Annotated in this window: 20 protein-coding genes; 11 read left to right on the forward strand and 9 right to left on the reverse strand. The window is 36.9% G+C overall.

The annotated features are described in order from the left end of the window. Positions 1-21: 21 nt before the first annotated feature. The 3 genes from ACQ2HF_RS15950 (at position 22) to ACQ2HF_RS15960 (ending at position 5,170) form a co-directional block, all read left to right on the forward strand. Entirely contained in the window at positions 22-2,211 is a 2,190-nt protein-coding gene (locus ACQ2HF_RS15950) for a M14 family zinc carboxypeptidase (RefSeq protein WP_432411417.1), read from the forward strand. Positions 2,212-2,318: 107 nt separating this feature from the next. Continuing rightward, complete coding sequence (locus tag ACQ2HF_RS15955) at positions 2,319-4,097, forward strand: AMP-dependent synthetase/ligase (protein ID WP_432411418.1); 1,779 nt, start codon at positions 2,319-2,321, stop codon at positions 4,095-4,097. Between the two features lie 104 nt (positions 4,098-4,201). Then, the gene (locus ACQ2HF_RS15960) at positions 4,202-5,170 is read left to right on the forward strand and encodes a VPGUxxT family thioredoxin-like (seleno)protein, type 2 (protein ID WP_432411419.1); all 969 of its coding nucleotides are present in this window, start codon (positions 4,202-4,204) and stop codon (positions 5,168-5,170) included. Positions 5,171-5,241: 71 nt separating this feature from the next. Here ACQ2HF_RS15960 and ACQ2HF_RS15965 read toward each other — a convergent pair whose 3' ends face one another. From ACQ2HF_RS15965 to ACQ2HF_RS16000, 8 genes are all read right to left on the reverse strand, one after another. Beyond that, positions 5,242-5,934, reverse strand: coding sequence for a hypothetical protein (locus ACQ2HF_RS15965; protein ID WP_432411420.1), 693 nt, complete (start codon positions 5,932-5,934; stop codon positions 5,242-5,244). A 95-nt stretch (positions 5,935-6,029) separates the two neighbouring features. Continuing rightward, positions 6,030-6,839 carry a hypothetical protein gene (locus tag ACQ2HF_RS15970; protein WP_432411421.1) on the reverse strand — a complete coding sequence of 270 codons (810 nt, stop codon included), beginning with the start codon at positions 6,837-6,839 and terminating at the stop codon, positions 6,030-6,032. A 399-nt stretch (positions 6,840-7,238) separates the two neighbouring features. Continuing rightward, positions 7,239-7,970 (reverse strand): DUF6090 family protein, encoded by a 732-nt coding sequence (locus ACQ2HF_RS15975; protein ID WP_432411422.1) that lies wholly within the window; start codon positions 7,968-7,970, stop codon positions 7,239-7,241. Positions 7,971-8,042: 72 nt separating this feature from the next. Further along, positions 8,043-8,768, reverse strand: coding sequence for a DUF6090 family protein (locus tag ACQ2HF_RS15980; protein ID WP_432411423.1), 726 nt, complete (start codon positions 8,766-8,768; stop codon positions 8,043-8,045). Positions 8,769-8,778: 10 nt separating this feature from the next. Beyond that, positions 8,779-10,302 carry a YfcC family protein gene (locus ACQ2HF_RS15985; protein ID WP_432411424.1) on the reverse strand — a complete coding sequence of 508 codons (1,524 nt, stop codon included), beginning with the start codon at positions 10,300-10,302 and terminating at the stop codon, positions 8,779-8,781. A gap of 31 nt (positions 10,303-10,333) precedes the next feature. Beyond that, entirely contained in the window at positions 10,334-11,101 is a 768-nt protein-coding gene (locus ACQ2HF_RS15990; protein WP_432411425.1) for a DUF6090 family protein, read from the reverse strand. Positions 11,102-11,147: 46 nt separating this feature from the next. Beyond that, positions 11,148-11,861, reverse strand: a complete 714-nt coding sequence (locus ACQ2HF_RS15995; protein ID WP_432411426.1) for a hypothetical protein — start codon at positions 11,859-11,861, stop codon at positions 11,148-11,150. Positions 11,862-11,900: 39 nt separating this feature from the next. Next, positions 11,901-12,608 (reverse strand): hypothetical protein, encoded by a 708-nt coding sequence (locus ACQ2HF_RS16000; RefSeq protein WP_432411427.1) that lies wholly within the window; start codon positions 12,606-12,608, stop codon positions 11,901-11,903. Positions 12,609-12,952: 344 nt separating this feature from the next. On the opposite strand from ACQ2HF_RS16000, the gene ACQ2HF_RS16005 reads away from it, so the two are divergent. From ACQ2HF_RS16005 to ACQ2HF_RS16025, 5 genes are all read left to right on the forward strand, one after another. Then, complete coding sequence (locus ACQ2HF_RS16005) at positions 12,953-13,408, forward strand: MarR family winged helix-turn-helix transcriptional regulator (RefSeq protein WP_432411428.1); 456 nt, start codon at positions 12,953-12,955, stop codon at positions 13,406-13,408. Between the two features lie 50 nt (positions 13,409-13,458). Then, positions 13,459-15,867: a 3-hydroxyacyl-CoA dehydrogenase/enoyl-CoA hydratase family protein gene (locus tag ACQ2HF_RS16010; RefSeq protein ID WP_432411429.1), complete on the forward strand. Its 2,409-nt coding sequence runs from the start codon at positions 13,459-13,461 to the stop codon at positions 15,865-15,867. A gap of 102 nt (positions 15,868-15,969) precedes the next feature. Further along, positions 15,970-16,326 carry a four helix bundle protein gene (locus ACQ2HF_RS16015; RefSeq protein WP_432411430.1) on the forward strand — a complete coding sequence of 119 codons (357 nt, stop codon included), beginning with the start codon at positions 15,970-15,972 and terminating at the stop codon, positions 16,324-16,326. Positions 16,327-16,351: 25 nt separating this feature from the next. After that, positions 16,352-17,545, forward strand: coding sequence for an acetyl-CoA C-acyltransferase (locus ACQ2HF_RS16020; protein ID WP_432411431.1), 1,194 nt, complete (start codon positions 16,352-16,354; stop codon positions 17,543-17,545). Between the two features lie 133 nt (positions 17,546-17,678). Next, complete coding sequence (locus ACQ2HF_RS16025; protein ID WP_432411432.1) at positions 17,679-19,484, forward strand: acyl-CoA dehydrogenase family protein; 1,806 nt, start codon at positions 17,679-17,681, stop codon at positions 19,482-19,484. A 73-nt stretch (positions 19,485-19,557) separates the two neighbouring features. Here ACQ2HF_RS16025 and ACQ2HF_RS16030 read toward each other — a convergent pair whose 3' ends face one another. Further along, positions 19,558-19,971, reverse strand: coding sequence for a hypothetical protein (locus ACQ2HF_RS16030; protein ID WP_432411433.1), 414 nt, complete (start codon positions 19,969-19,971; stop codon positions 19,558-19,560). Positions 19,972-20,213: 242 nt separating this feature from the next. Here ACQ2HF_RS16030 and ACQ2HF_RS16035 point away from each other — a divergent pair, with 242 nt between their 5' ends. From ACQ2HF_RS16035 to ACQ2HF_RS16045, 3 genes are all read left to right on the forward strand, one after another. Continuing rightward, positions 20,214-21,098: a TolB family protein gene (locus tag ACQ2HF_RS16035; RefSeq protein ID WP_432411434.1), complete on the forward strand. Its 885-nt coding sequence runs from the start codon at positions 20,214-20,216 to the stop codon at positions 21,096-21,098. Positions 21,099-21,157: 59 nt separating this feature from the next. Then, the gene (locus ACQ2HF_RS16040) at positions 21,158-22,489 is read left to right on the forward strand and encodes a M28 family metallopeptidase (RefSeq protein ID WP_432411435.1); all 1,332 of its coding nucleotides are present in this window, start codon (positions 21,158-21,160) and stop codon (positions 22,487-22,489) included. A 174-nt stretch (positions 22,490-22,663) separates the two neighbouring features. Then, positions 22,664-23,632 (forward strand): Gfo/Idh/MocA family protein, encoded by a 969-nt coding sequence (locus ACQ2HF_RS16045; RefSeq protein WP_432411436.1) that lies wholly within the window; start codon positions 22,664-22,666, stop codon positions 23,630-23,632. The last annotated feature ends 4 nt before the right edge of the window (positions 23,633-23,636 follow it).

Raw genomic sequence — 23,636 nt, forward strand, 5'->3', positions numbered from 1 at the left:
TTTTGTATCTTTAGTACTATTATGAGGCATCTACTACTACTTTTTTTGTTTTTCTCTCTTGCAGTAGGTACTGAAAGTATTGCTCAAATAAATTATTATTGTACAGACTCCGATCTAATTTATGAAACTCCAGAAAATTTCAGATCTGGAAGCTTGGCCGAAATTTATCTAACCTACCAAGAAATGTTAGAGGAGTTGGATCGTATGCGGTCTCTTTATCCCGATCTTATTTCTGAAAAAGCAACGATAGGAGATTTTAGAACCGAAGGCACTCCAAACGATTCAGTAACACCCAGCATAGGCAACAACCCAATTTATTGGGTTAAAATTTCAAAAAATCCAGATATAGATGAGGAGGAACCTGAAATACTCTATGATTCTCAAATACACGGAGACGAATGGGGTGCTATGAACCAGAATATTTATTATATGTGGTACCTCCTTGAAAATTATGAAAAGGATGAAAAAATAGCAGCGATTCTTGATAATACAGAACTCTATTTTATTCCTACACTAAATGTTGATGGTTACCTTTTTTCTGAATTTACTTACAATAAATATGGTTTTGTTAGGGGAGGAAGAAAAAATAGAAAAGATGCAATTACAGATTTTGAAGGCGTTGATATAAACAGAAATTTCACACGCTATGTCAATGGCGACCCAACGCAAGGCACTTGGGGACTAAGCGATCACCCAACTTTACTAACAGACCCATTATCCTATAGTTATGCCGGGACTGGTCCATTTTCTGAGGTAGAGTCTCGTGCTTACAAATGGTTTGTAGAACAACACGAATTTATTTTTAATATAACAGCGCACAATAGTACTGCTGGAAATGGATACAGTTCTTCAGTTATATTTCCGTATTTTGATATGATATCTCAAACTCCAGATCATCAATATTTTCTATCGTATTTACAGGAAGCAAGTACTATAAATAATTTTACCTTTGAGCACCATGCCACTGGGGGTGGTGCTATTGGTGGTAAAATATCAGATTTTAATTACGGCACTGTAAATACACATAGTCCTATTTTTTCTGTCCTTACTGAAACTCCATCAGTTGGAGGAAATTTTATAGCTGACTCTAGAGAACGATTAGACAGTATTAACAAGGAAATGCTAAGTTTTAATCTATCAATTCCACAAATGGCACTCCCCTTTGCGATAGCAAAAGATATTCAAAATCCTTTTGTAGGTAATTCTTTAAAAACTCAAGTTACAGCAAGCATACAAAGATTGGGGCGTGGCGAGGGAGATTTTATGGTATATATAGAACCTGTTTCAGATAATATCGTGGGAAATTCAACTACAGTACCGATTGAGAATTTAGCTATTCTCGAAAAAAAGGAAGTTAGTTTGGATATTAAATTGTCAAATAACATCAATTTTGGAGATGAAATTACCTACCATATTGTAATAGATAACGGACTTTATAAAACCAGAAAAAAGGTTTCAAAAATATTTGGTAAATCAACTAGCACGTCATTTTACAAAGAAGGCTCTTTAAATAATAGTTTTAATGTGGTAGGAGATACTATTTGGAGTAGTACAGAAAATGATCCTTTTACGCAACCAAATGCTATTATTGCTAAGACAGAGAATGATTCTATTTCTTATTTAACAAGTAAAAATCCAATAAATCTACAAGGGATTGATAAAGCAATTTTAAAGTATCAAGTTAAATATGATTTACAAAACGAGATATCTTTCGTACAGTTTCAAGTGTCTGAAGATCAGGAAACCTGGAACACACTTTGTGGAAAGCTTACCAAATACAATCTAAGCGAACAATTTAAGAATCAACCAGGATATTATGGTAATTTTATAGATTGGGAATTAGAGGAAATTGATTTGTCTACTTATTCGAATAAAATCATTTATTACCGTTTTGCTTTCGACCCAAATCCATACAATTTTGAAGTTCATTTTTTATTAGATGACATTACGCTCGATATTTTAGATGGTCGAGGCGATACTTCTACAAATTATATCCTGTATCCCAACCCTGTATCCAGTTTGTTACATTTAGAAACGAACCAGAAAAATTATGATTTGTACCTATACAATATTTTAGGACAAAACGTAATGGAGCAAAAGAATAGTTCATATTCACAAAAGTTCAATATGGAAGCCTATACTAGTGGCGTATATTTTCTTAGAATTGAAAAGGGAGATGCAACTCATTCCTTCAAAATTATAAAACAATAAATTTCATTTTTATAATTGCTTAAAGATAAACGCTATAAGCAGCTTCTTTTTTTTACAATAAAACTGAATATTTTTCCCTATTTTGCATACTTACAATCACTGTACTTATGACCGATCCTAAAAGACTTTTCGACTTCCCGTATTATCAACTTGCTACGTATCCACAAGAGGGTGCCTTGGTAAGCAAAGTAAATGGGGAATGGATAAAAACCTCAACCCAAGAATATGTTGACAAAGCCAACTCTATAAGTCGTGGGCTTATTAAATTAGGGGTACAACCTAACGACAAAATTGCCATAATTTCAATGACCAATCGTACCGAGTGGAATATCTGCGATATTGGCATTCTGCAAACTGGCGCACAGGATGTACCAATTTACCCTACTATTTCGGAAGATGATTATGAATATGTTTTAAATCATTCTGAATCTACCTACGTGTTTGTTTCCTGTACCGAAGTATTAGAGAAAATAAACAAGATTAAACAAAATGTTCCTTCATTAAAAGGAGTATACTGTTTTGAAACCATTGATGGTTGCTCCAATTGGATGGAAGTTATTGCTTTGGGAGATGAACATAAAGAGTTACAAGAAGAAGTAGACAAACGCAAGGATAGCATAGGTGAAGATGATCTGGCGACCTTAATTTACACCTCAGGAACCACTGGAAGACCCAAAGGTGTCATGCTAAGCCATAAAAATATAGCCAGTAATGCCAAACACAGCGAAGGACGTCTTCCTATTGTTATGGGAAAAAGTAAAGCGTTAAGCTTTTTACCAGTGTGCCATATTTACGAACGTATGCTATTGTATATGTACCAATACTGTGGCGTGAGTATTCATTTTGCTGAAAGTTTAGAAACCATAAGCGAAAATTTAAAAGAAATCCATCCAGAAGTAATGACTGCAGTACCCCGTCTTCTTGAAAAGGTGTATGATAAGATTGTTGCCAAGGGAACCGAACTCACTGGTGTAAAAAAGAAATTATTCTTTTGGGCAGTGGAATTAGGTTTAAAATGGGAACCCTATGGTCAAAATGGCTGGTGGTACGAAACACAATTAAGCATTGCCAGAAAATTAATCTTCAGCAAATGGCAAGAAGCTTTGGGCGGCAATTTAAAAGCTATTGCCTCTGGAAGTGCAGCTTTGCAACCAAGATTAGCAAGAGTATTTAACGCTGCGGGTTGCCCCGTAATGGAAGGCTATGGTTTAACAGAGACATCACCTGTAGTTTCAGTAAATGATATGCGTAACCACGGTTTTAAAATTGGAACTGTTGGGAAACCTCTACCAGATACCGAAGTAAAAATAGCAGAAGATGGAGAAATTCTCATCAAAGGACCTCAGGTAATGATAGGCTATTATAAAGATCCAGAACAAACAGACGAAGTATTAAAAAACGGATATTTCCACACAGGAGATATTGGAGAAATAGACAGCGAAGGTTTCTTAAAAATAACCGACCGTAAAAAATCTATGTTCAAAACCAGTGGTGGTAAATATGTAGCACCACAACTTATTGAGAATGCCATGAAGCAATCCAACTTCATAGAGCAAATTCTTGTGGTGGGTGAAGGCGAAAAAATGCCTGCTGCCTTAATACAACCTAACTGGGATTTCGTGAACGAATGGATTAATAAAAAAAATAACGGAATATCAAAAGATCCAGCTGAAGCTGCAAAAGATGAAAAACTTATTGCACGCATCCAAAAAGAGCTCGACACTTACAATGAACGTTTTGGTAAATGGGAGAAAGTAAAAACCTTTGCTCTTACACCAGACGTATGGACTATTGAAGGTGGACAATTAACTCCTACTATGAAAGCCAAGCGTAAAGTAATTAAAGAAATGTATAAAGACCTCTATGAAGGGCTCTACGGTAGATAACCTTCAAAATTAAATGCTAAAAGGAGCCCTAGAAAGGCTCCTTTTTTTATGCCCACCTGTAAGAAGCGGGGTCGTCACCCGACTACGTAAAAAAAATAATTGCTATGAAAAAGATTCATGTTCTTACCCTCTTGCTAGTGTTGGTTTCATTTATTGCAGCAAATGCACAGCAAAAGACCAATCCAAAAAATCAAGACGAAGAATTAGGAAAAGTAGCGTGGTATAGGGATTATGAGCAAGCGGCAGTACTTTCAGCAAAAGAGAACAAACCTATTTTTATACTGTTTCAAGAAGTACCAGGATGCGCTACATGCCGCAACTACGGACACAACGTAATGAGCAATCCGTTATTGGTAGAAGCCATTGAAAACGAATTTATCCCCCTTGCTATCTTCAATAACAAAGGCGGAAAAGACAAACAAATCCTTCAGAAATACAACGAACCTACCTGGAATAATCCTGTAGTACATATTGTAGATAACAACGGTAAAAACCTTACCAAACGTATTGCTGGTGACTATTCTGCTCTGGCTGTATATAATGCCATTACCGAAGTATTGCAGAAAGAAGGAAAAGAAATCCCGAAGTACATCACACTATTAGGTCAAGAATTAAAGGGAAACAAATACGGAGCCGCTAAAGAGACCTACTACAGTATGTATTGTTTCTGGACAGGCGAAAAACAATTGGGAAGCAACGAAGGCGTCTTAAACACCGAAGCCGGCTTTATGAAGGGTCATGAAGTAGTAAAAGTTACTTACAATCCAGAAATTGTTAGTGATAAAACCCTAACGAGTTTCGCCCAACAAAATAAAATGGCACCTATTCAAAAGGACAATAGCTATCGCGCATCCAGTAAAGACGAGGATTATTATCTACAGCATTCAAATTTTAAGTATATCCCGCTTACGCCATTGCAACGCACCAAAATTAATAGTGCTTTAGGAAATAGAAAATCTGCTGAGCAATATTTGAGTCCCAGACAATTAAAATGGTTACACTCTAAAAACAGTAGCAACGTAGTATTTAATAAAGATTTTCTGGTCTCCTGGAATAGTATGTCTTCCCTGTAGAATCGTAATTCCTAAATAGTACTGAACTTGGAAAAAAGTAACTTCTACAAGGAACTTAAATCTAACAATAGCTATTCAAATTTGTAGCCAATTAAAGTTGTATCGACCGTATTATCGGTCATAGCCACTAAAAATGGAAGCACATATCCATTGTCAAAAGTTAGAAACCCATTAAAATGGAATACGGTATTGGTAGTATTTAAACCCCATCCTGTTCTTTTATATCCGGTAGGTTTTCCGTGCTCTACCATATGAATTTCCATATAATCGTTTAGAGCTTTTACATCATTTTCGTTACGGTTTTCTATTTTAACTAAACCTGCGGCTTCTTCATAATTTCCCTCTAGCAAATTATCTGCAAATTCGTCAAATAATTTCGCTTTCTCTATTGCTTTTACTGCAAGGTTTTTGTTGTATTTGAAAGCTTGCTCATAGGACTCTCCATTTTTTTCAAACTGAACCTGAAATCCTCCATAAGTAGCTTTCTCTTCCTGAGATAATTGTTCATAAACCAAGATTCCCATATGGGACCCCGCAAATACCATATTTAAGGTATCTAAAAGAGTATTACTTTCCATCTTAGCATTAAATATGGCAAGTGTTTCACCGTTATCCTCTATAGACGCTTTGGTAAAAGCAACCTGTGTATCATACGTTTCTTCGAGTGAATTTATTGCATTCTCTTCTGTAGCTGTTGTTTCGGTATTTTTCGAAGTACATGAAATAAATAGGGATGTGCTTACTAAAAATAATAACTGTTTCATCTTGATTTATTTTAATGTTGAATCTTTTATTAGTTTTCTGATTAAAAATAGGGCTTGTAGCGCTGTTACCAACCAGCATTATAAACCCTATATTTTTAGTTATTTATATTCCCTTTTCCAGGTTTTGACACTTTTCCATTATTTGCTGAACCTGAAGTACTCTCCCCTATTTTACCATCTGCTTCTACACTTATGTCAAAACTAGTAGCCCAAGCGGTGGAACGATTTTTAACTTCAATTTTTAAAGAATTATTAGTATCGTATATTTTTTCGAATAAGGTTGGTCCTTTCCAAGCGCTTACCGTTCCAGTATCTAAATCCCTCCATTGTCCATTTACATTTTCCCAAATTCTTATGGACGCTTCCGCACGTCCTTTATTTGTAAAAATTCTCACTTTAGTCCTGTTTGTACAAGATGGCTTGGTTATATACGTTTCTTTTGTTTGACCGATAGCCAAATTTGGTGATTTATTTGCATCTGGTTCCAGCAAATCTGCTGTTCTTCCCATAACAGTAACTTTGTAACTTATAGTTCGCATGGCACTGGAATTATTAACAAGACGCATAGAGATTCTCTTTCCTTTTACGTTATCTATAGTTACAGTTTTTGTACTATTTGCTTCTCCATAATCAAAAGAAATAAGCTCGGTAGAATTTGTAGTACAGCTATCACATTTATATGTAATTTCAAGATGCCCGTTGGCTTGCCCACCCGTTTTTTCGAATAGAATATCTACTTTTTTTGAAGTTGCATTAAAAGCCATCGTTGCTGGCCCTACTGAATGTACAGTTCCTTCTCTATTAAAAATATCAGTTTTGCATAATTGCGCTTGTACAGTTGTACTTGTCATAGCGATAATTAATGCTACAATGATACATGTTGATGTTCTAGAATTTGTTTTCATAAGTATATTAAATTAAAGTTTTTACGTAAATACAAACAGTTTGGTTGCTGTTTAAATTCAATTGCAAGCTACTAACACTTAATCATTTTACCCTCTATCTTTTCACGTATCAAGCTAAAATGTATGAATTCCTGTAGTAGGTATATGTAGCTAAAAGCGCCTTAGGTAACCGAAGCGCTGCCGAAATGTACTTAAGTCCATCACAAAAAAATTGGCTGGACAACCTTAACCAAATTGGTAAAAAGGTGCGTTTTGATAAAGATTTTGAAACCAATTGGAATGTATTGGCGAGTAGCGTAGAGTAAGAATTTGTAGAAGAACTTTTAATCCATAATCAGTCTTGTGATTTCGCTAATTTTCCAATTCTGGTCACGTAAAATCTTCTTGGTTTACCTTTTGTTATTTTTTTATTTCGGAATCAACTTCGATTAAAATAAGTTCTATTTGCTCCTTTATGCCTCCAAAAAATCTGGGTCCATTTGCTGCTTTAATTGTCAAATAGTAATCTAAAAGTTCATTTTCAAACTCAATCAAATTGAACATTTTTTTATTGGTCAACGTATCAGAAATTGATTCGTATTCAAACGTAAGACCTCTATGCTGTAAAACTTTTCTTACACTACCATTTTTATTAAATTGGCTTTGCAATTCATCTTTTATAGCATTTGTAGAATTTGCTTGTAATGCCAAGAAGTCTAAGGTACTTTCAAAAGAAGCAAGATGTTGTCTTAATTGTTCATTTTGAATTAAATTTAGATTCCCAGAACTAATAATATCGGTTAGCACACCGTTTGAGGGAATATAAGTTGCTTCGCCTCCAAAAATTGAATAAATTATATCTGAAACAGCCTTGTCACTAATGGTCTCGCGAACATTCGCGTCAAATAACGCAAGTATTTTCTCTACGGCTTGTATCCGCTCCGTATTTTCTTTAATACATTCTTTGATTTTTTTTAGATTTGTTTCAAACTCCGTTTGAAGAGACATTAGATACACTTGTTCTGTGCTACGTAATTGCTTGTTAGTACTCCAATTATTAATACTTAAAGCAATTAAAATTCCAATAACCACAAGTACAATTTCTCCAATGGCATACGGCAGATACTTTGATAGCTTATTTTCAGTGATCAATCGTTTTCGGATGTGTCTAAAAAAATTTAATCATAGTATTATTAATTTGGCTGTCGTTATTTTTTAAAAATTCTATTTTCTAGCCATCAGCTCAATATCAATGTGTTCAATTAATGCTACAATAGCTATGATTGTTGTTTTATACATTCTTAAACCAACTTCTCTTTGAGCAATAATTTTTCCTACTATATTACTGAATTCAACCTGATCTTTTAAATTTTCAAAATCATTCGGGCGAGCAGATTGTTCGGAATTTTTACTCCTAATATGTTTTATAAGAAATATATTAGCATTGTCTACAATTCCCCATTCTCCTTTATCATAGTCGTTGTGTAGCAGGACGAATTCAAATTCGTACATGGTTACAATTTTATTTCTAAGAGGTTTATTGGATACAACGTCCAACCCTTTTGTTTTTAATGTAGTATACGCGGTTGTAATAGGATACGGACTTTGCCATTGTCCAAATAGTCCAAATGCAATATCCAATTCAGTATCATAAGGTAAATCTTCTTCTATGTAATGTTCTATTTTCCGTAACTGAATAATGTTATTTGTATTTAAAAGGGTGTCATTTTTAAAGTTGTGTAGTGTGACTTCCAAATTTGATTTTACTTCAAGTAAAAGACTTACTTCTTCACGTTGAAGCTTCCGATTTTCGTTCCAGTTATTTATGGAGAGTGCAATCAAAATTCCAATTACAACTAGGACAATCTCGCCAATAGCATATAAAAGGTATTTTGAAAATTTGTTTTCGATGATCATTCGCTCTCTAATTTTTCTGAAGAATTTTATCATATAGTACTCATTAATAAACTGATATGGTTAAAAAGACTATGATCACTACTGCGAGTATGGCTAGTAAAGGCCATATAAATTTTAAAAAACGGCCGTACCCTATTTGCGCAACGCCCAAGAAAGCAAGTATGAGTCCAGTAGGATTAATTAAATTAAACAGGCCGTGCCCAAACTGATAGGCATTTACAATCACTTCTCTGCCCACACCCACCGTATCTGCCAGTGGAGCTATAATAGGCACTGTAAGTACCGCTGTACCAGAAGTAGACGACACAAAAAACGAAATAACATTATAAATCACGAACAAGGCATTTATAAAAACTCCTTTTTGCATCCCCTCTGTAAAACTTCCGGCCTGGTACAAAATGGTGTCACTTATTAAACCGTCACTCATAAGTATCGATATTCCCCTGGCAAGCCCTATAATAAAAGCAACACCCAATAGTGCGCCAGCTCCTTTCATAAAGGCATTTATAAAGACTAATTCTTTCATTTTTGCCATAAAGCCTATAACGATGGCACCAAAAAAGAAAACCGTCGTCATTTCTACAAACCACCAGTCAAAGGCGATAACTCCCCATACCATTACGACAAAGCAAAGTATAAAGACCAATAAAATTAATCTGAGTCTGCTGGTAAGTGCAGGAACTTTAACATCGGGGTGAATACTAAATAACTCTTCAATCTGAGTTTTCTGATCATAAATCACCGATTTGTTAGGATCTGCTTTCACCTTTTTTGCATATCGCAGGATGAAAATGATTGTGATTGCCACACAAATTACGAACATGGCAACGCGTCCATAAAGACCCGTGGTCCAAACAATCCCTGCAGCGTCCGAGGCAATTATGGTAGAAAATGGGTTTGTGGTAGATGCCATGACTCCCACTTGAGAGCCTAGAAATACACAGGCTATGGCAACGAGGGCATCATACTTTGCCGCCAAAAAAACAGGAATGAGAATGGGTAAAAAAGCAATGGTTTCTTCGCCAAAGCCAAAGGTAGTACCTCCTAAAGCAATTAAAATTGTTGTGCTAATAATTAAAATATACTCTCGCCCTTTTAAAAATTCTGAAAGCCACTGAATACCTGCGCTAAAAGCCCCGGATTTCTCTACAATACCCACAACACCGCCTATAATGAGTACTAAAAAAATGATGTCGGCAGTTTCAATAATTCCTTTAATGGGTGCTTGTACAAACTCGAAAAACCCCTGCGGCTCAGGCTCTAAATCTTGATACGTATCTGGTATGCTAATGGGTTTGTAAATGGCTCCCGAAGTAAAACGCTCCAACGGAATTTGAATATTGAGTGTTTCTAGCGTTTCTAGTGTTGCTGGAAGTTTTTCCACCTTGTCACTTGATGTTTTTATAAAAACATTTTCCGACGTGTCATAGGTTAAAGACGCGTATTGACCCGCTGGAACTACCCAGGTAAGCAACGCAACAAGAGCCGCTATAATCAAAAGAATCGCCTGTGCTGAAGGAAAAGAGATTGATTTCTTTTTCGGTTTTTTTGTTTCGTTTTGTTTCATGAGGTTGTTATGAGTTCTTTAAAAAATTTGATTATTGGTCAATATTGCTTTCAATTAATGTTAAGGTGTTTTGTAAAAATTCCATGATCGATTCCTCATTTGTAGTCACAAAGGACTGATTCATATAATAATCGAACAAAAAACCATCTATTTCGAGACTCGTTAAAAACTCAACATAATTAGACTTTGGTACTTGTATTGGTTTAATTACTATAGCTCTTATATAATCTTTTCTATCCATAAAAACATCCTGATTTCTTGTGGGCAATACCTTATTCACGTGAGTAGGAGCATACTTAATCCAATAATCCCTTCTAATAATAACATCTTCTTTGTAATCCTCTAATTCGCCTGTCCATTGATTTAATGCATATCGTAATTTTGAGTCTCTAATAAGCTCTAGATTTCCAGAGGAACTAAGGTCATTAACAACACCTAATCGAGCATCAAAAGTGGCAAAATTGAAGGTTTGACCTAATAAACTATCGACGATCCTTGTTTCAAAATCTCTGGTAGCATCGAAATTTAAAAGTGTTTTTACTGCATTTATGCTGCTCAAATTTACTTGATGATCAAATGAAATCTCATTAATATTTTGTTTGAACTCTTCTTGCAGGCTTAGTAAAATTTGCTGCTCTTTGGCAATATCTTTTTGTGTTGTATTCCAGTTATTAATTTGAAGCGCCAGAAGAATCCCAATCATCACAAGTACAATTTCGCCAATAGCGTAGAGCAGGTATTTACTAAACTTATTATCAGTTACTAGTCTTTGACGGATATGTCTGAAGAATTTAATCATTTGAATCGTATTTTATAACTACGTCACATTTCAGAATTCACTAATTTTATTTTTCTAATTCTTTCTCTACCCGCTCTTTAATTATTTTGAAATCTATAATAGAACTTTCTAGCGATAAAGATTCATTTGTTAAGGATTCAAGTTTAAATGTAATAATATTCCATAATTCAAGATTAGTAAGCAACGCTTCATAATTAGAAGAAGGGCCACCCTGAATCAAACTTTTTCTATAATTGGGTAAGGCAACTTCACTATAATTTATATGTTTAATAAAGAAAGGTTCTATGGTATTTACATATTGTGTTTCGTTATAATCTTGTTGTATTTCAGCACGGCGGAGTAACCTTGAGAGATATTCAAAATCCATTTTTAGGGTATCATTCTTCATTTTAGATAAATGATTTTGATTGATAAATTCTTTTAATATGGGAAAATGGTATTCCACATCCCAAAAGGTTGCAGTAGCTCCTAAGAGGTTTTTAAATACAGGTATAGAATCTGTGTTTTTAGATTCCATTATTTTTAGAGCACTTTTGTTTTTATAGATTAATGAGTCTATATCAACTTTTATCCACATTGCTGCTTCAGTTTCCTCATCTAACTCAACAATAATGCGTTTGTAATAATTTGTTCTATTAGTTTCATCAACTCTATTTGTATTCCAGTTATTGATTTGTAACGCTATTACTATACCAACTACAACTAATAAAATTTCGCCAATGGCGTATTTTAAATACCTGCCTGTTTTATTTTTTTCCATAAGGTCGTATCGTATTCTTCGGAAGAATTTAATCATTGGTTAGTCTTTCGTTATTTGATTTAATTCAATCACTAATTGCTCCGCTTTTTTTTGAGTACTTTTCATAAGCTCATTAAGATCTTTTCTATAATTGCTACTCATTATAAAGAGATTATATACTTCATCTCTAGCTAAGACGGTGTTCACTTCAGCATTAAAATTTTCATCATTATTTGTTGTAGGATGTTTAGGTAATTCATTTACAATAAACTCTTCGATTTTTATGGTGATATTATCTGAATCTTTAACTCGTGCATTTAAACGTATATAGTCATACTCGTAATAGGTTGTTAATTTGCTTAAAGTAACTTCATCCAATAAGTCTATTTGATTTGTTGAAGTAATCGATTTGTACTTAGAATTATTAGGATAAAGTTTATAGCGTTCATCTATAAGACTTATAAAATCGCTGGAATTTTCTATCGCTCCACTTTGTAAAAAATTATTTATAAAATCAATCGATTTTTGATTTCTAATACCATCGACTTTAAAATGGTGAATATCTTTTTCTAAGTCCAAAATAAGGTATTCGATGATTTTTAGTTTTGAATTATGGTCCTTTCTTAATTCATTTTGATTGTTGATTTGTAGCGCTATCAAAATCCCAATCACCACAAGAATTATTTCGCCAAGAGCATACAAAAGGTATTTGCTAAATTTATTCTCAACAACAAGGCGTTGCCTGATCTTACGGAAGAATTTAATCATATTGAATTTCCCTGAAGGTGGAAATCGGGTTGGTTAGTTGGCTTAAAGATATGATAATAAATTAAGTAGGAAATTTCGAATACGTAAGCGTAATATTTTTTTCCTATACAACGCCCTGCTCGCAACAAAAATTAAACCCATTACCATCAATTAGTTACGCTATTGCCCACTAAATCCAATACAACGGTTCGCCTAAGTAAAAATTAAACCAATTTATTATGCACGCATAGTAAATTTTTGTATATTTGAGTTTCTGAAAATTAGTCCTCGGCTCTGCTCGAACATCAATCACCTTCAAATTTCATTTGAATGCTGTCCGAGTGAAGCCGGGGAAACCACAAAGTATGAAAGAAAAAACCATAGATTATATATTAAGGAGTACGTGGATGGCGGTACAAAAAATGTATAACGAAGAAGCAGGACGCAAAGAAAGTACAATGGCCACAGGCTTTGCACTTATAAGCATAGACCCGGAAGAAGGCACTCCGTCTACAGCTTTGGGTCCAAAAATGGGGATGGAAGCTACTTCCCTATCACGAACCCTTAAAACTATGGAAGGCAAAGGACTTATTGAGCGCAGACCCAACCCAGAAGATGGTCGTGGCGTTCTTATTCACCTAACACCATTTGGAAAAGAAATGAGAACTTTTTCAAAAGGAGTTGTACTTCAGTTTGATGATGCGGTGAAAGAAAATATCTCAGAAGAAGAATTAAAAACATTTAACAAGGTAGCTCACACTATTATGGAGCTCATCAATAGTAAAAGAATTTACAAACCAATTCAGAATGCAGAATTATGAATTCAGAGTTGTTTCTGAATTCAGCATTCATAATTCATAATTGAAAAAACATGTCAAAAAGAAGAATAAATAAAGTAGCTGTTATCGGTTCCGGAATTATGGGAAGCGGTATCGCGTGTCATTTTGCTAATATTGGTGTAGAAGTCCTTTTGTTGGATATCGTGCCCCGTGAGCTGAATGACAAAGAAAAAGCAAAAGGAATCACAATGGACAGTCAAGCATTCCGAAACCGTTTGGTAGACGATGCCTTGCAAACTTCTATTAAATCGAAACCAGCACCACTTTACCATCAGGATTTTGCCAAGCGAATCACTACAGGAAACCTGGAAGATGATATCGCCAAGGTAAAAGACGTAGACTGGATTATTGAAGTGGTTGTAGAACGTTTAGACATCAAGAAACAAGTTTTTGAAAATCTTGAAAAGCACAGAACGCCAGGAACCTTGATTACCTCAAATACTTCTGGTATTCCTATTAAATTTATGAGCGAAGGCCGAAGTGAAGATTTCCAGAAGCATTTCTGCGGAACGCACTTTTTCAATCCGCCACGATATTTAAAATTATTTGAAATCATCCCAGGACCGAAAACCGATTCTGAGGTGTTAACATTCTTAAACAGCTACGGTGAAAAGTTCTTAGGAAAAACCACCGTCATCGCAAAAGACACCCCAGCTTTTATCGGGAATCGAATTGGAATCTACGGCATACAGGCCATGTTCCATCTGGTAAAAGATATGGGCTTGACCGTGGAAGAAGTTGATAAATTAACCGGCCCCGTAATTGGACGCCCTAAATCGGCAACCTTCCGTACGGTAGACGTTGTTGGGTTGGATACGCTGGTACACGTTGCCAATGGTATTTACGACAACGTTCCTAATGACGAGGAGCACGAAATGTTTAAGCTTCCAGCGTTCATCCAGACAATGATGGATAACAAATGGCTAGGAAGCAAGAGCGGACAAGGATTCTACAAAAAAGTAAAAAACGATGACGGTTCTTCTGAAATTTTAGGACTGGATCTGGATTCATTAGAATACCGTTCCGCTAAAAAAGCACAATTTGCTACGCTTGAGTTAACAAAATCTGTAGATAACGTTGCAGACCGCTTCCCTATTCTTATAAAAGGAAAAGACAAAGCAGGTGAATTCTACCGAAGAAATTTCGGCGCTATGTTTGCCTATGTTTCACACCGAATCCCAGAAATAACCGACGAGTTGTACAAGATTGACGATGCGATGAAAGCTGGTTTCGGCTGGCAACACGGTCCGTTTCAAATTTGGGACGCTGTGGGTGTAGAAAAAGGGTTGGAGCTAATTAAAGAAGCAGGAAAAGAAGTTGCGCCTTGGATTCAGGAAATGATCGATTCAGGTAGCAAATCTTTCTATACAGTAAAAGAAGGAAATACATATTTCTACGATATTCCGAAGAAAGCACAGGTAAAAGTACCAGGACAAGATGCGTTTATCATCTTAGATAACATTCGTAAAAACACTGAAGTATTTAGTAATAGCGGCGTTTCAGTACAAGACTTAGGCGACGGAATTTTAAATGTAGAATTCCGCAGTAAAATGAACAGTATTGGCGGAGACGTGCTAGCTGGAATAAACAAAGCTATCGATCTGGCAGAAAAAAGCTACGACGGATTGGTGATTGGGAACCAAGGACAGAACTTTTCAGTAGGAGCCAACATCGGAATGATTTTTATGATGGCCGCAGAGCAGGAATATGATGAACTAAATGCTGCTATAAAATATTTCCAAGATACCGTAATGCGTTTGCGGTACTCTTCTATCCCAACGGTAATGGCACCCCACGGAATGACCCTGGGTGGTGGGTGTGAATTGACGTTGCACGCAGACCGTGTAGTAGCTGCAGCCGAGAGTTATATTGGCTTGGTAGAATTTGGCGTAGGCGTAATTCCTGGCGGTGGAGGTTCTAAAGAAATGGCCCTTCGCGCAAGTGATTCCTTTAAACAAGATGATGTAGAACTGAACAGATTACGTCAGCACTTCTTAACGGTTGCCATGGCGAAAGTATCTACCTCAGCTCACGAAGCATACGATCTTGACATCCTGAAACACGGAAAAGATATTGTTGTAGTAAATGCTTCTAGACAACTAGCCACTGCAAAAGCAGTTGCAAGACAAATGGCAGACGTAGGCTACACAAAGCCCCCAATGCGAACCGATATAAAAGTATTAGGAAAGCAAGCCTTAGGAATGTTTTATGTAGGAACAGACAGTATGGAAGCCAGCAAATACATTAGCGAACACGACCAGAAAATAGCAGATAAACTAGCCTATGTAATGGCAGGTGGTGATTTAAGTGAGCCAACCCTAGTAAGCGAGCAGTATTTGCTAGACTTAGAAAGAGAAGCCTTCTTAAGTTTAACTGGGGAACGTAAAACGCTGGAGCGTTTGCAGCATATGATACAGAAGGGGAAACCACTTCGCAACTAAGGTTGCGGATAGTACAAAGAACAGAGTACAAAATATTAAGATGTAAGCAAAAGGTTGTTTCTTAATACTTTGTACTCAATACTAACTTTTTTAATAAAAATTATGCACAAGTTCGAAGAGTTGAAAATATGGCAAAAAGCAATGGATGTAACTGAAAATTGTTACAGAGCAACAGAAAATTTTCCAAAAGAGGAAAAATTTGGCTTAACATCTCAAGTAAGAAGAAGTGCTGTTTCTATTCCTTCAAATATAGCTGAAGGTGCAGGAAGAAATACAAATGGAGAATTTAAACAATTCTTAGGAATTGCAAACGGTTCTTCTTTTGAACTATTGACACAATTATATTTATCAAAAAGATTAAATCTTTTAACAGAAGAAGTAGCAAGACCTATAATTAGCGAAGTGATTGAAGTAACTAAAATGAATTATTCACTTCAAAGAACATTAAAAAAGTCTTAATACTTATTTCTAAAATCTTAATACTATGAGTAAAACAGCATATATAGTAAAAGCATACAGAACCGCCGTTGGAAAAGCACCTCGTGGTGTGTTCAGATTTAAGAGAGCCGATGATCTGGCTGCAGAAACCATTCAGTATATGATGAAGGAACTGCCCGGATTAGACGCAAAACGTATTGACGATGTGATCGTGGGTAACGCCATGCCAGAAGGTTCGCAAGGGTTAAACTTTGGTAGATTAATCTCTTTAATGGGATTGGATATTGTAGACGTTCCTGGAATGACCGTAAATCGTTTCTGTTCTTCGGGAGTAGAAACTATTGCCATTGCAGCAGCCAAAATCCAATCTGGAATGGCGCACTGCATTATTGCTGGTGGCGCTGAAAGTATGAGCTCTGTACCTATGTCTGGTTACAAGCCAGAATTGAATTACGACATCGTAAAAAATGGTCACGAAGATTACTATTGGGGCATGGGAAATACTGCGGAAGCGGTTGCCAACCAATTTAAAGTGTCTCGTGAAGACCAAGATGAGTTTGCCTACAACAGCCATATGAAAGCATTGAAAGCACAAGCTGAAAACCGTTTTCAGGATCAGATTGTCCCTATTGACGTAGAACAAACCTATGTAGACGACAACGGAAAAAAGGCAACAAAAAAGTATACCGTAACCAAAGACGAAGGGCCACGTAAAGGAACAAGCCTGGAAGCCTTGGCGAAACTACGCCCGGTATTTGCTGAAGGTGGAAGTGTAACCGCAGGAAACTCATCACAAATGAGTGATGGTGCCGCTTTTGTGATGGTAATGAGTGAGGAAATGATGAAAGAATTAAACCTGGAGCCTATTGCCAGAATGGTAAACTATGCCGCAATGGGTGTAGAACCACGTATTATGGGAATAGGTCCTGTAAAGGCAATTCCGAAGGCACTAAAACTAGCCGGATTAAAACAAGACGACATTAAATTAATAGAGTTAAACGAAGCTTTCGCCTCACAAAGTTTAGCGGTAGTTCGTGAGCTTGGATTAGACAAGGACATTGTAAACGTTAATGGAGGCGCAATTGCATTGGGACACCCGCTGGGATGTACAGGAGCAAAACTTTCGGTACAGTTGTTTGATGAGATGCGTAAACGAAACATGCAAGGACAATATGGAATGGTGACTATGTGTGTAGGTACCGGACAAGGAGCTGCAGGCATATTTGAATTTCTTAAATAGAACAAAGATGTGAGTATTAAGTATTAATTTTTTTTTAAAAGCACTCTTAATGCTTAGCTCTAATAAAATAATCAACAAAATTTAGTTTTTCAGTCTCAATACTTTGTACTGAATACTTAATACCTAATTAAATATGGCAACAGAAACAATAAATAAAGACATTCTCCGCGGAGGTCAATTTTTAGTAAAAGAAACCCCTTGCGAAGACATTTTCACTCCTGAAGATTTTTCAGAAGAGCAACGTATGATGAAGGAAGCGGTCATGGAATTTAACGACCGTGAAATCGTAGCAAAAAGAGATCGTTTTGAAGCGAAAGATTATGCATTAACAGAAGAAGTAATGCGGAAAGCTGGAGATCTTGGTTTCTTAAGCGTAGCGGTACCAGAAGAATTGGGCGGACTAGGAATGGGCTTTGTCTCTACCGTCTTAACGTGCGACTATATTTCCAGTGGCACAGGGTCTTTTTCAACTGCTTTTGGTGCACATACAGGAATTGGAACTATGCCAATTACGCTTTATGGAAACGAAGCACAAAAACAAAAATACGTACCAAAACTAGCCACTGGCGAATGGTTTGGCGCGTATTGCTTAACGGAACCAGGCGCAGGTAGTGACGCCAATAGCGGAAAAACAAAAGCTGTTTTAAGCGAAGACGGAAAACACTACTTAATTAGTGGACAGAAAATGTGGATCTCTAATGCAGGTTTCTGTACCATAATGATTGTTTTTGCTCGTATAGGTGACGATAAAAATATTACTGGATTTATCGTGGAAAACGATCCCAGCAATGGAATTTCTATGGGAGAAGAAGAGCACAAACTAGGAATTAGAGCCTCTTCAACGCGTCAAGTATTTTTTAGCGACACCAAAGTTCCAGTAGAAAACATGCTGGCCGGACGTGGCGAAGGTTTTAAAATAGCCATGAATGCGCTAAACGTGGGACGAATTAAATTGGCTGCAGCCTGTTTAGACTCCCAACGTCGTGTGACTACCACAGCAGTGCAATATGCAAATGAACGTAAGCAATTTAAAACGCCTATTGCAGAATTTGGCGCCATTAAATGGAAACTAGCCGAAATGGCAACGAACGCTTTTACAGGCGAGTCTGCTACCTATCGGGCTGCAAAAAATATTGAAGACAGAATAAGCATTCGAATAGAAGAAGGTAATTCTCATCAGGAAGCAGAGCTAAAAGGGGTAGAAGAATATGCCATAGAATGTTCTATTTTGAAAGTTGCGGTTTCTGAAGATATTCAGAATTGTGCAGATGAAGGCATCCAGATTTTTGGCGGCATGGGATTCTCTGAAGACACCCCGATGGAAGCTGCGTGGAGAGATGCACGTATTGCGCGTATTTACGAAGGTACCAATGAGATTAACCGAATGCTTTCCGTTGGAATGTTGGTGAAGAAAGCAATGAAAGGACATGTAGATTTATTAAATCCTGCCCAAGACGTTGCCAAAGAACTCATGGGAATTCCAAGTTTTGACACGCCAGATTTTTCTGAAACATTAGCCGAAGAAAAAGCAATGGTAGCAAAACTGAAAAAAGTATTTTTAATGGTAGCAGGAACTGCCGTTCAAAAATACGGACCAGAATTAGAACAACATCAGATGATGTTAATGGCTGCCAGCGATATTCTAATCGAAATCTATATGGCAGAAAGCGCTATCCTTAGAGCCGAAAAGAATACCAAGCGAGACGGTAAAAATGCCGAATATCAAGTTGCCATGGCAAAACTATATTTATACAAAGCCATAGACGTTATTGCTACCAAAGCAAAAATGGCTATTATTTCTTTTGCTGAAGGCGATGAACAAAAAATGATGTTGATGGGATTAAAACGTTTTACAAAATATCAAAACATGCCGAACATAGTTGGGCTAAGAAACTATATTGCTGAAAAGGTAACTGCGGAAAATAAATATCCGTTTTAAGATTTTACCAGCTATTTAGAAATCAGAAAGCCGCTCAATTGGAGCGGCTTTTTTTGCTATATACATATCGTGACTAGCTTTTCAAAAGAGTAAAAACCTGTTTTTTTATTTTAAAATCAATCGATTCATAGGCTCCCTCTTGTATTTTTTTAATTTGGTTTTTTTCAATATCGAAACTAATTTGAGTTGCGTTTCGCTGTAATGGTTTTGCGTATTCACTTTCAAATTCCAGCATAGAAGCGGTTAATGTAAAATCGCCTCTTTTACTTTTGAAAGTAAGGGTTGCCCCTTTTTTGCTTTTAAAAGCTCTTCTACTCATAAACAACGCTTCAAAAAAGTAATAGTCATTCAATTCCTGAAAGCCACCATAGAGTAACATTTCTTCAGACTCGCCCAATTTTTCACCGTCTACGGCAGTCATTAATTTCTCTACTTCGGCATTACTTATTGAAGGTGTGTTTTTTGAGCCAAAAATTTTTTTAAACATGTAGGTTACTTTTTTAATTTGGAATTAGTGTATTTTCAAAAGCAGCTATGGGCTAGTTTTATACATTTCAAAAATACTACTACTAATTAAATTTGATACGTAATCCTACTGAAATTCTAAAACACTCGCTACTTCTTATTTAAAATACATTCTAAATTAGGCAGAACTATTACAAAGCGATCTCGAAAGACAGCGTTTCTTTTTGGAACAAACTTTGTATCTTCACTCTTCAAAATATCGTTATGAAGTTTCTCCCCTATTTCGTTTTTCTACTTTCTATTGTGGCAATTGCTCAACCCAACACCGATGTATATGTAATGGATTTAGCAATAACAGACACTACGTTTGCCGTTTCCAACTTTAAAAATATTTCACATAGTAGCGGGTATGATAATCAGCCTTCATTTATGGACAATCACGCGGTATTGTATGCAGGTACTGAAAATGGGCAGACGGAGATACAATTGTATTCTATTTCAGAAAATACAAAGCAACGCCTGAATGCAACTACACCCGGCGGCGAATACTCTCCCATACTCATGCCAGATGGCAAACACATTGCGGCAGTTCGGTTAGACACAACCGGGTTGCAGCGACTTTACAAATACGAGAGTACAAAGCCCAATAATGGCGAGTCGCAACTACTTTTAAGCGAACTGGAAATTGCGTATTTTGCTTTTTATGATGAAGACTATCTTGTGGCTTCGGTGCTTTCTGGAAATCAGTTAGACCTGGTCATTGCGAACCTTGCAAAAGACGAAGCAGGTTTGTATGCTGAAAATGTGGGGCGCTCTATTCACAAAGTTCCTAATACCACTACGGTAAGTTATACGATTGTAAACGAAGAAAAAAATCTTGATGTTTTTGTGGTAGATGTACATAAGGCCGAAGACACCTATTTCGTCTGCCAGCTTCCCATCGGGATTCAAGACCACACTTGGATTAACGCTACTACCCTACTTTTAGGGAGTGGTTCCAAATTATATGTATATGATCTTTTTGGTCCTGGAGAATGGAAAGAAGTCGCAGACCTATCAGCAAACAACATTCAAAATATTACGCGAATTACGGTAAGTCCAGATGGGAAGAAACTAGCGTTGGTAGCTGAAATTTCAGCTAAAAAGTAATGCGACATATACCTTTCTTCAACATTCTTTTTCTTACTTTTAAAACAAATATAATCCCTATGAAACGCTTCCATTTTATCCTTTTGCTTTTTATTTATAGTGCTCTTTCAGCTCAAACAAATCCTAAAATTTATGAAATTATAGATGCGGTCTCAGCAGACAGGATTGAAGCAGATATCACCAAACTAGCCGGTTTTGGAACCCGAAATACATTTAGTGACACCATAAGTAACACTCGGGGTATCGGTGCTGCCAGACGCTGGATTAAAAAGGAATTTGAAACTATTTCAAAAGACTGTAATAACTGTCTAAACGTCTTCAACCAAAAAGATTTGGTAAAAGCCGATGGTAATCGTCGCGTTCCTCAGGATACCTGGATAGTGAATGTGGTCGCTGTTCAAAAAGGTACAAAATACCCTAATCGCTATATTATTATGAGTGGCGATATAGATTCCCGAAACAGCGACGGTAGCGATTTTACCAAAGATGCACCAGGTGCTAACGACAATGCCAGTGGGATGGCAGGTGCCATAGAAGCGGCACGTGTTCTCTCCAAATATACGTTTGAAAGTAGCATTGTCTATTTAGGATTAAGTGGTGAAGAACAGGGCTTGTTTGGTGGCGCAGGGTTTGCTGCGTATGCCAAAGAAAAGGGTTGGGATATTATTGGCGTGCTGAATAATGATATGATCGGAAATATTAAGGGTGTGGACGGCGTACTAAGCAATGTAGATTTTCGAATATTTTCTGAACCTGTTCCTCCAACCGAAACCGACGAAGAACGCCAAAGAAGACGTTTCTACGGCGGCGAAGTAGATGGCATTTCAAGACAGCTCGCGCGCTATGTACATACAACAGTAAAAACTTACATGCCCGAAATGAATCCCATGATGATTTACCGTCTGGACCGATTTGGACGTGGTGGACATCACCGTCCGTTTAACGATTTGGGCTACGCAGGTATCAGAATTATGGAAGCCCACGAAAACTACACCCAACAGCATCAAGACATTCGTACCGAAAATGGCATTGAATATGGCGATAAACTAAAATTCGTCAATTTTGAGTATGCCAAAAAACTCACCGCTGTTAACGCAATTACTATGGCGAGCCTGGCGTGGTCACCACCCGCTCCAAAAAATGTAGCGATTGGCGGGATTGTAGAGCCTTCAGCAAAATTTAAGTGGGACAAGGTAGATGGTGCTGTAGGTTACAAAATATACTGGCGAGACACCACCTCCCCAACTTGGGATTACAGCAGGCATGTAGGTGATGTTTCAGAATTTACTTTGGATGGGATTGTAATAGATAATTTTTTCTTTGGGATTGCTGCGGTTGGTGCAAATGGGCACGAAAGTGTTGTGGTGTTTCCGAATGCGGTTTTTCGTTAAAAAATCTAACGTCTGCCTCCGTGAAGCTCCTTTTTCTCTGTGAATCTCTGTGTCATAGCTATTACACATAGATACGCGCAGGAGCACTGAGATACACGGAGAAACTTGGAATTTGGAATTTGGATTCTGGAATTTTGAACTTGAAACCTTTATCTTTGTTAAAAACAAGTACGCATGCTAAACGCTGGAGTTCTAGGTGCTGGCCACCTCGGGAAAATTCATTTAAAATTACTCAATCAGTCTACTAAATATAATTTAGTTGGCTTTTACGATGCAGACAGAGCCGCATCCCGAAAGATTGAAGAAGAGTTCGGTTACAAAAGTTTCCAGACTATGGAAGCCTTAATTGATGCCTGTGATGTGGTAGATGTTGTTACACCAACCATCCATCACTTTTTTTGTGCTGAAAAGGTAGTCACTGCAGGCAAACATCTTTTTATTGAAAAACCCATCACCCACACCGTTGAAGAAGCCGAAAAGCTACTCCAATTAGCCGAAAAACACAACGTAAAAGGTCAGGTAGGGCACGTAGAACGTTTTAACCCAGCATTTATGGGCGTGAAGGATATGATGGAAAACCCAATGTTCATCGAGGCACACCGTTTGGCAGAATTCAATCCGCGCGGGACCGATGTTTCAGTAGTTTTGGATTTAATGATTCACGATATTGACGCGATTTTAAGCGTAGTACAATCTAAGGTGAAAAATGTATATGCCAGTGGCGTTTCGGTGATTTCAGAAACACCAGATATTGCCAATGCCCGTATTGAGTTTGAAAATGGCTGCGTTGCCAATTTAACCGCCAGTAGAATTTCGATGAAGAAAATGCGGAAAGCACGTTTCTTTCAAAGGGATGCGTATATCTCGGTAGATTTTCTGGAGAAGAAAGTAGAAGTGGTAAAGATGAAAGACGCCCCAAAAGACCCAGACGATTTCGCCATGATACTCACCAATGCGGAAGGGATTAAGAAGCAAATCTATTTTGACAACCCAGACATACACGCCAACAATGCTATTTTAGACGAGTTGGAATCTTTTGCAGATGCGATTAATAACAATACAACACCTGTTGTTAGTTTGGCGCAGGGGACACAAGCACTCACGGTTGCGATGCAGGTTATTGAGAATTTTAAGATGTTGTAGGTTA

The organism is Rasiella sp. SM2506, assembly GCF_050859505.1.
GTDB lineage: Bacteria > Bacteroidota > Bacteroidia > Flavobacteriales > Flavobacteriaceae > Marinirhabdus.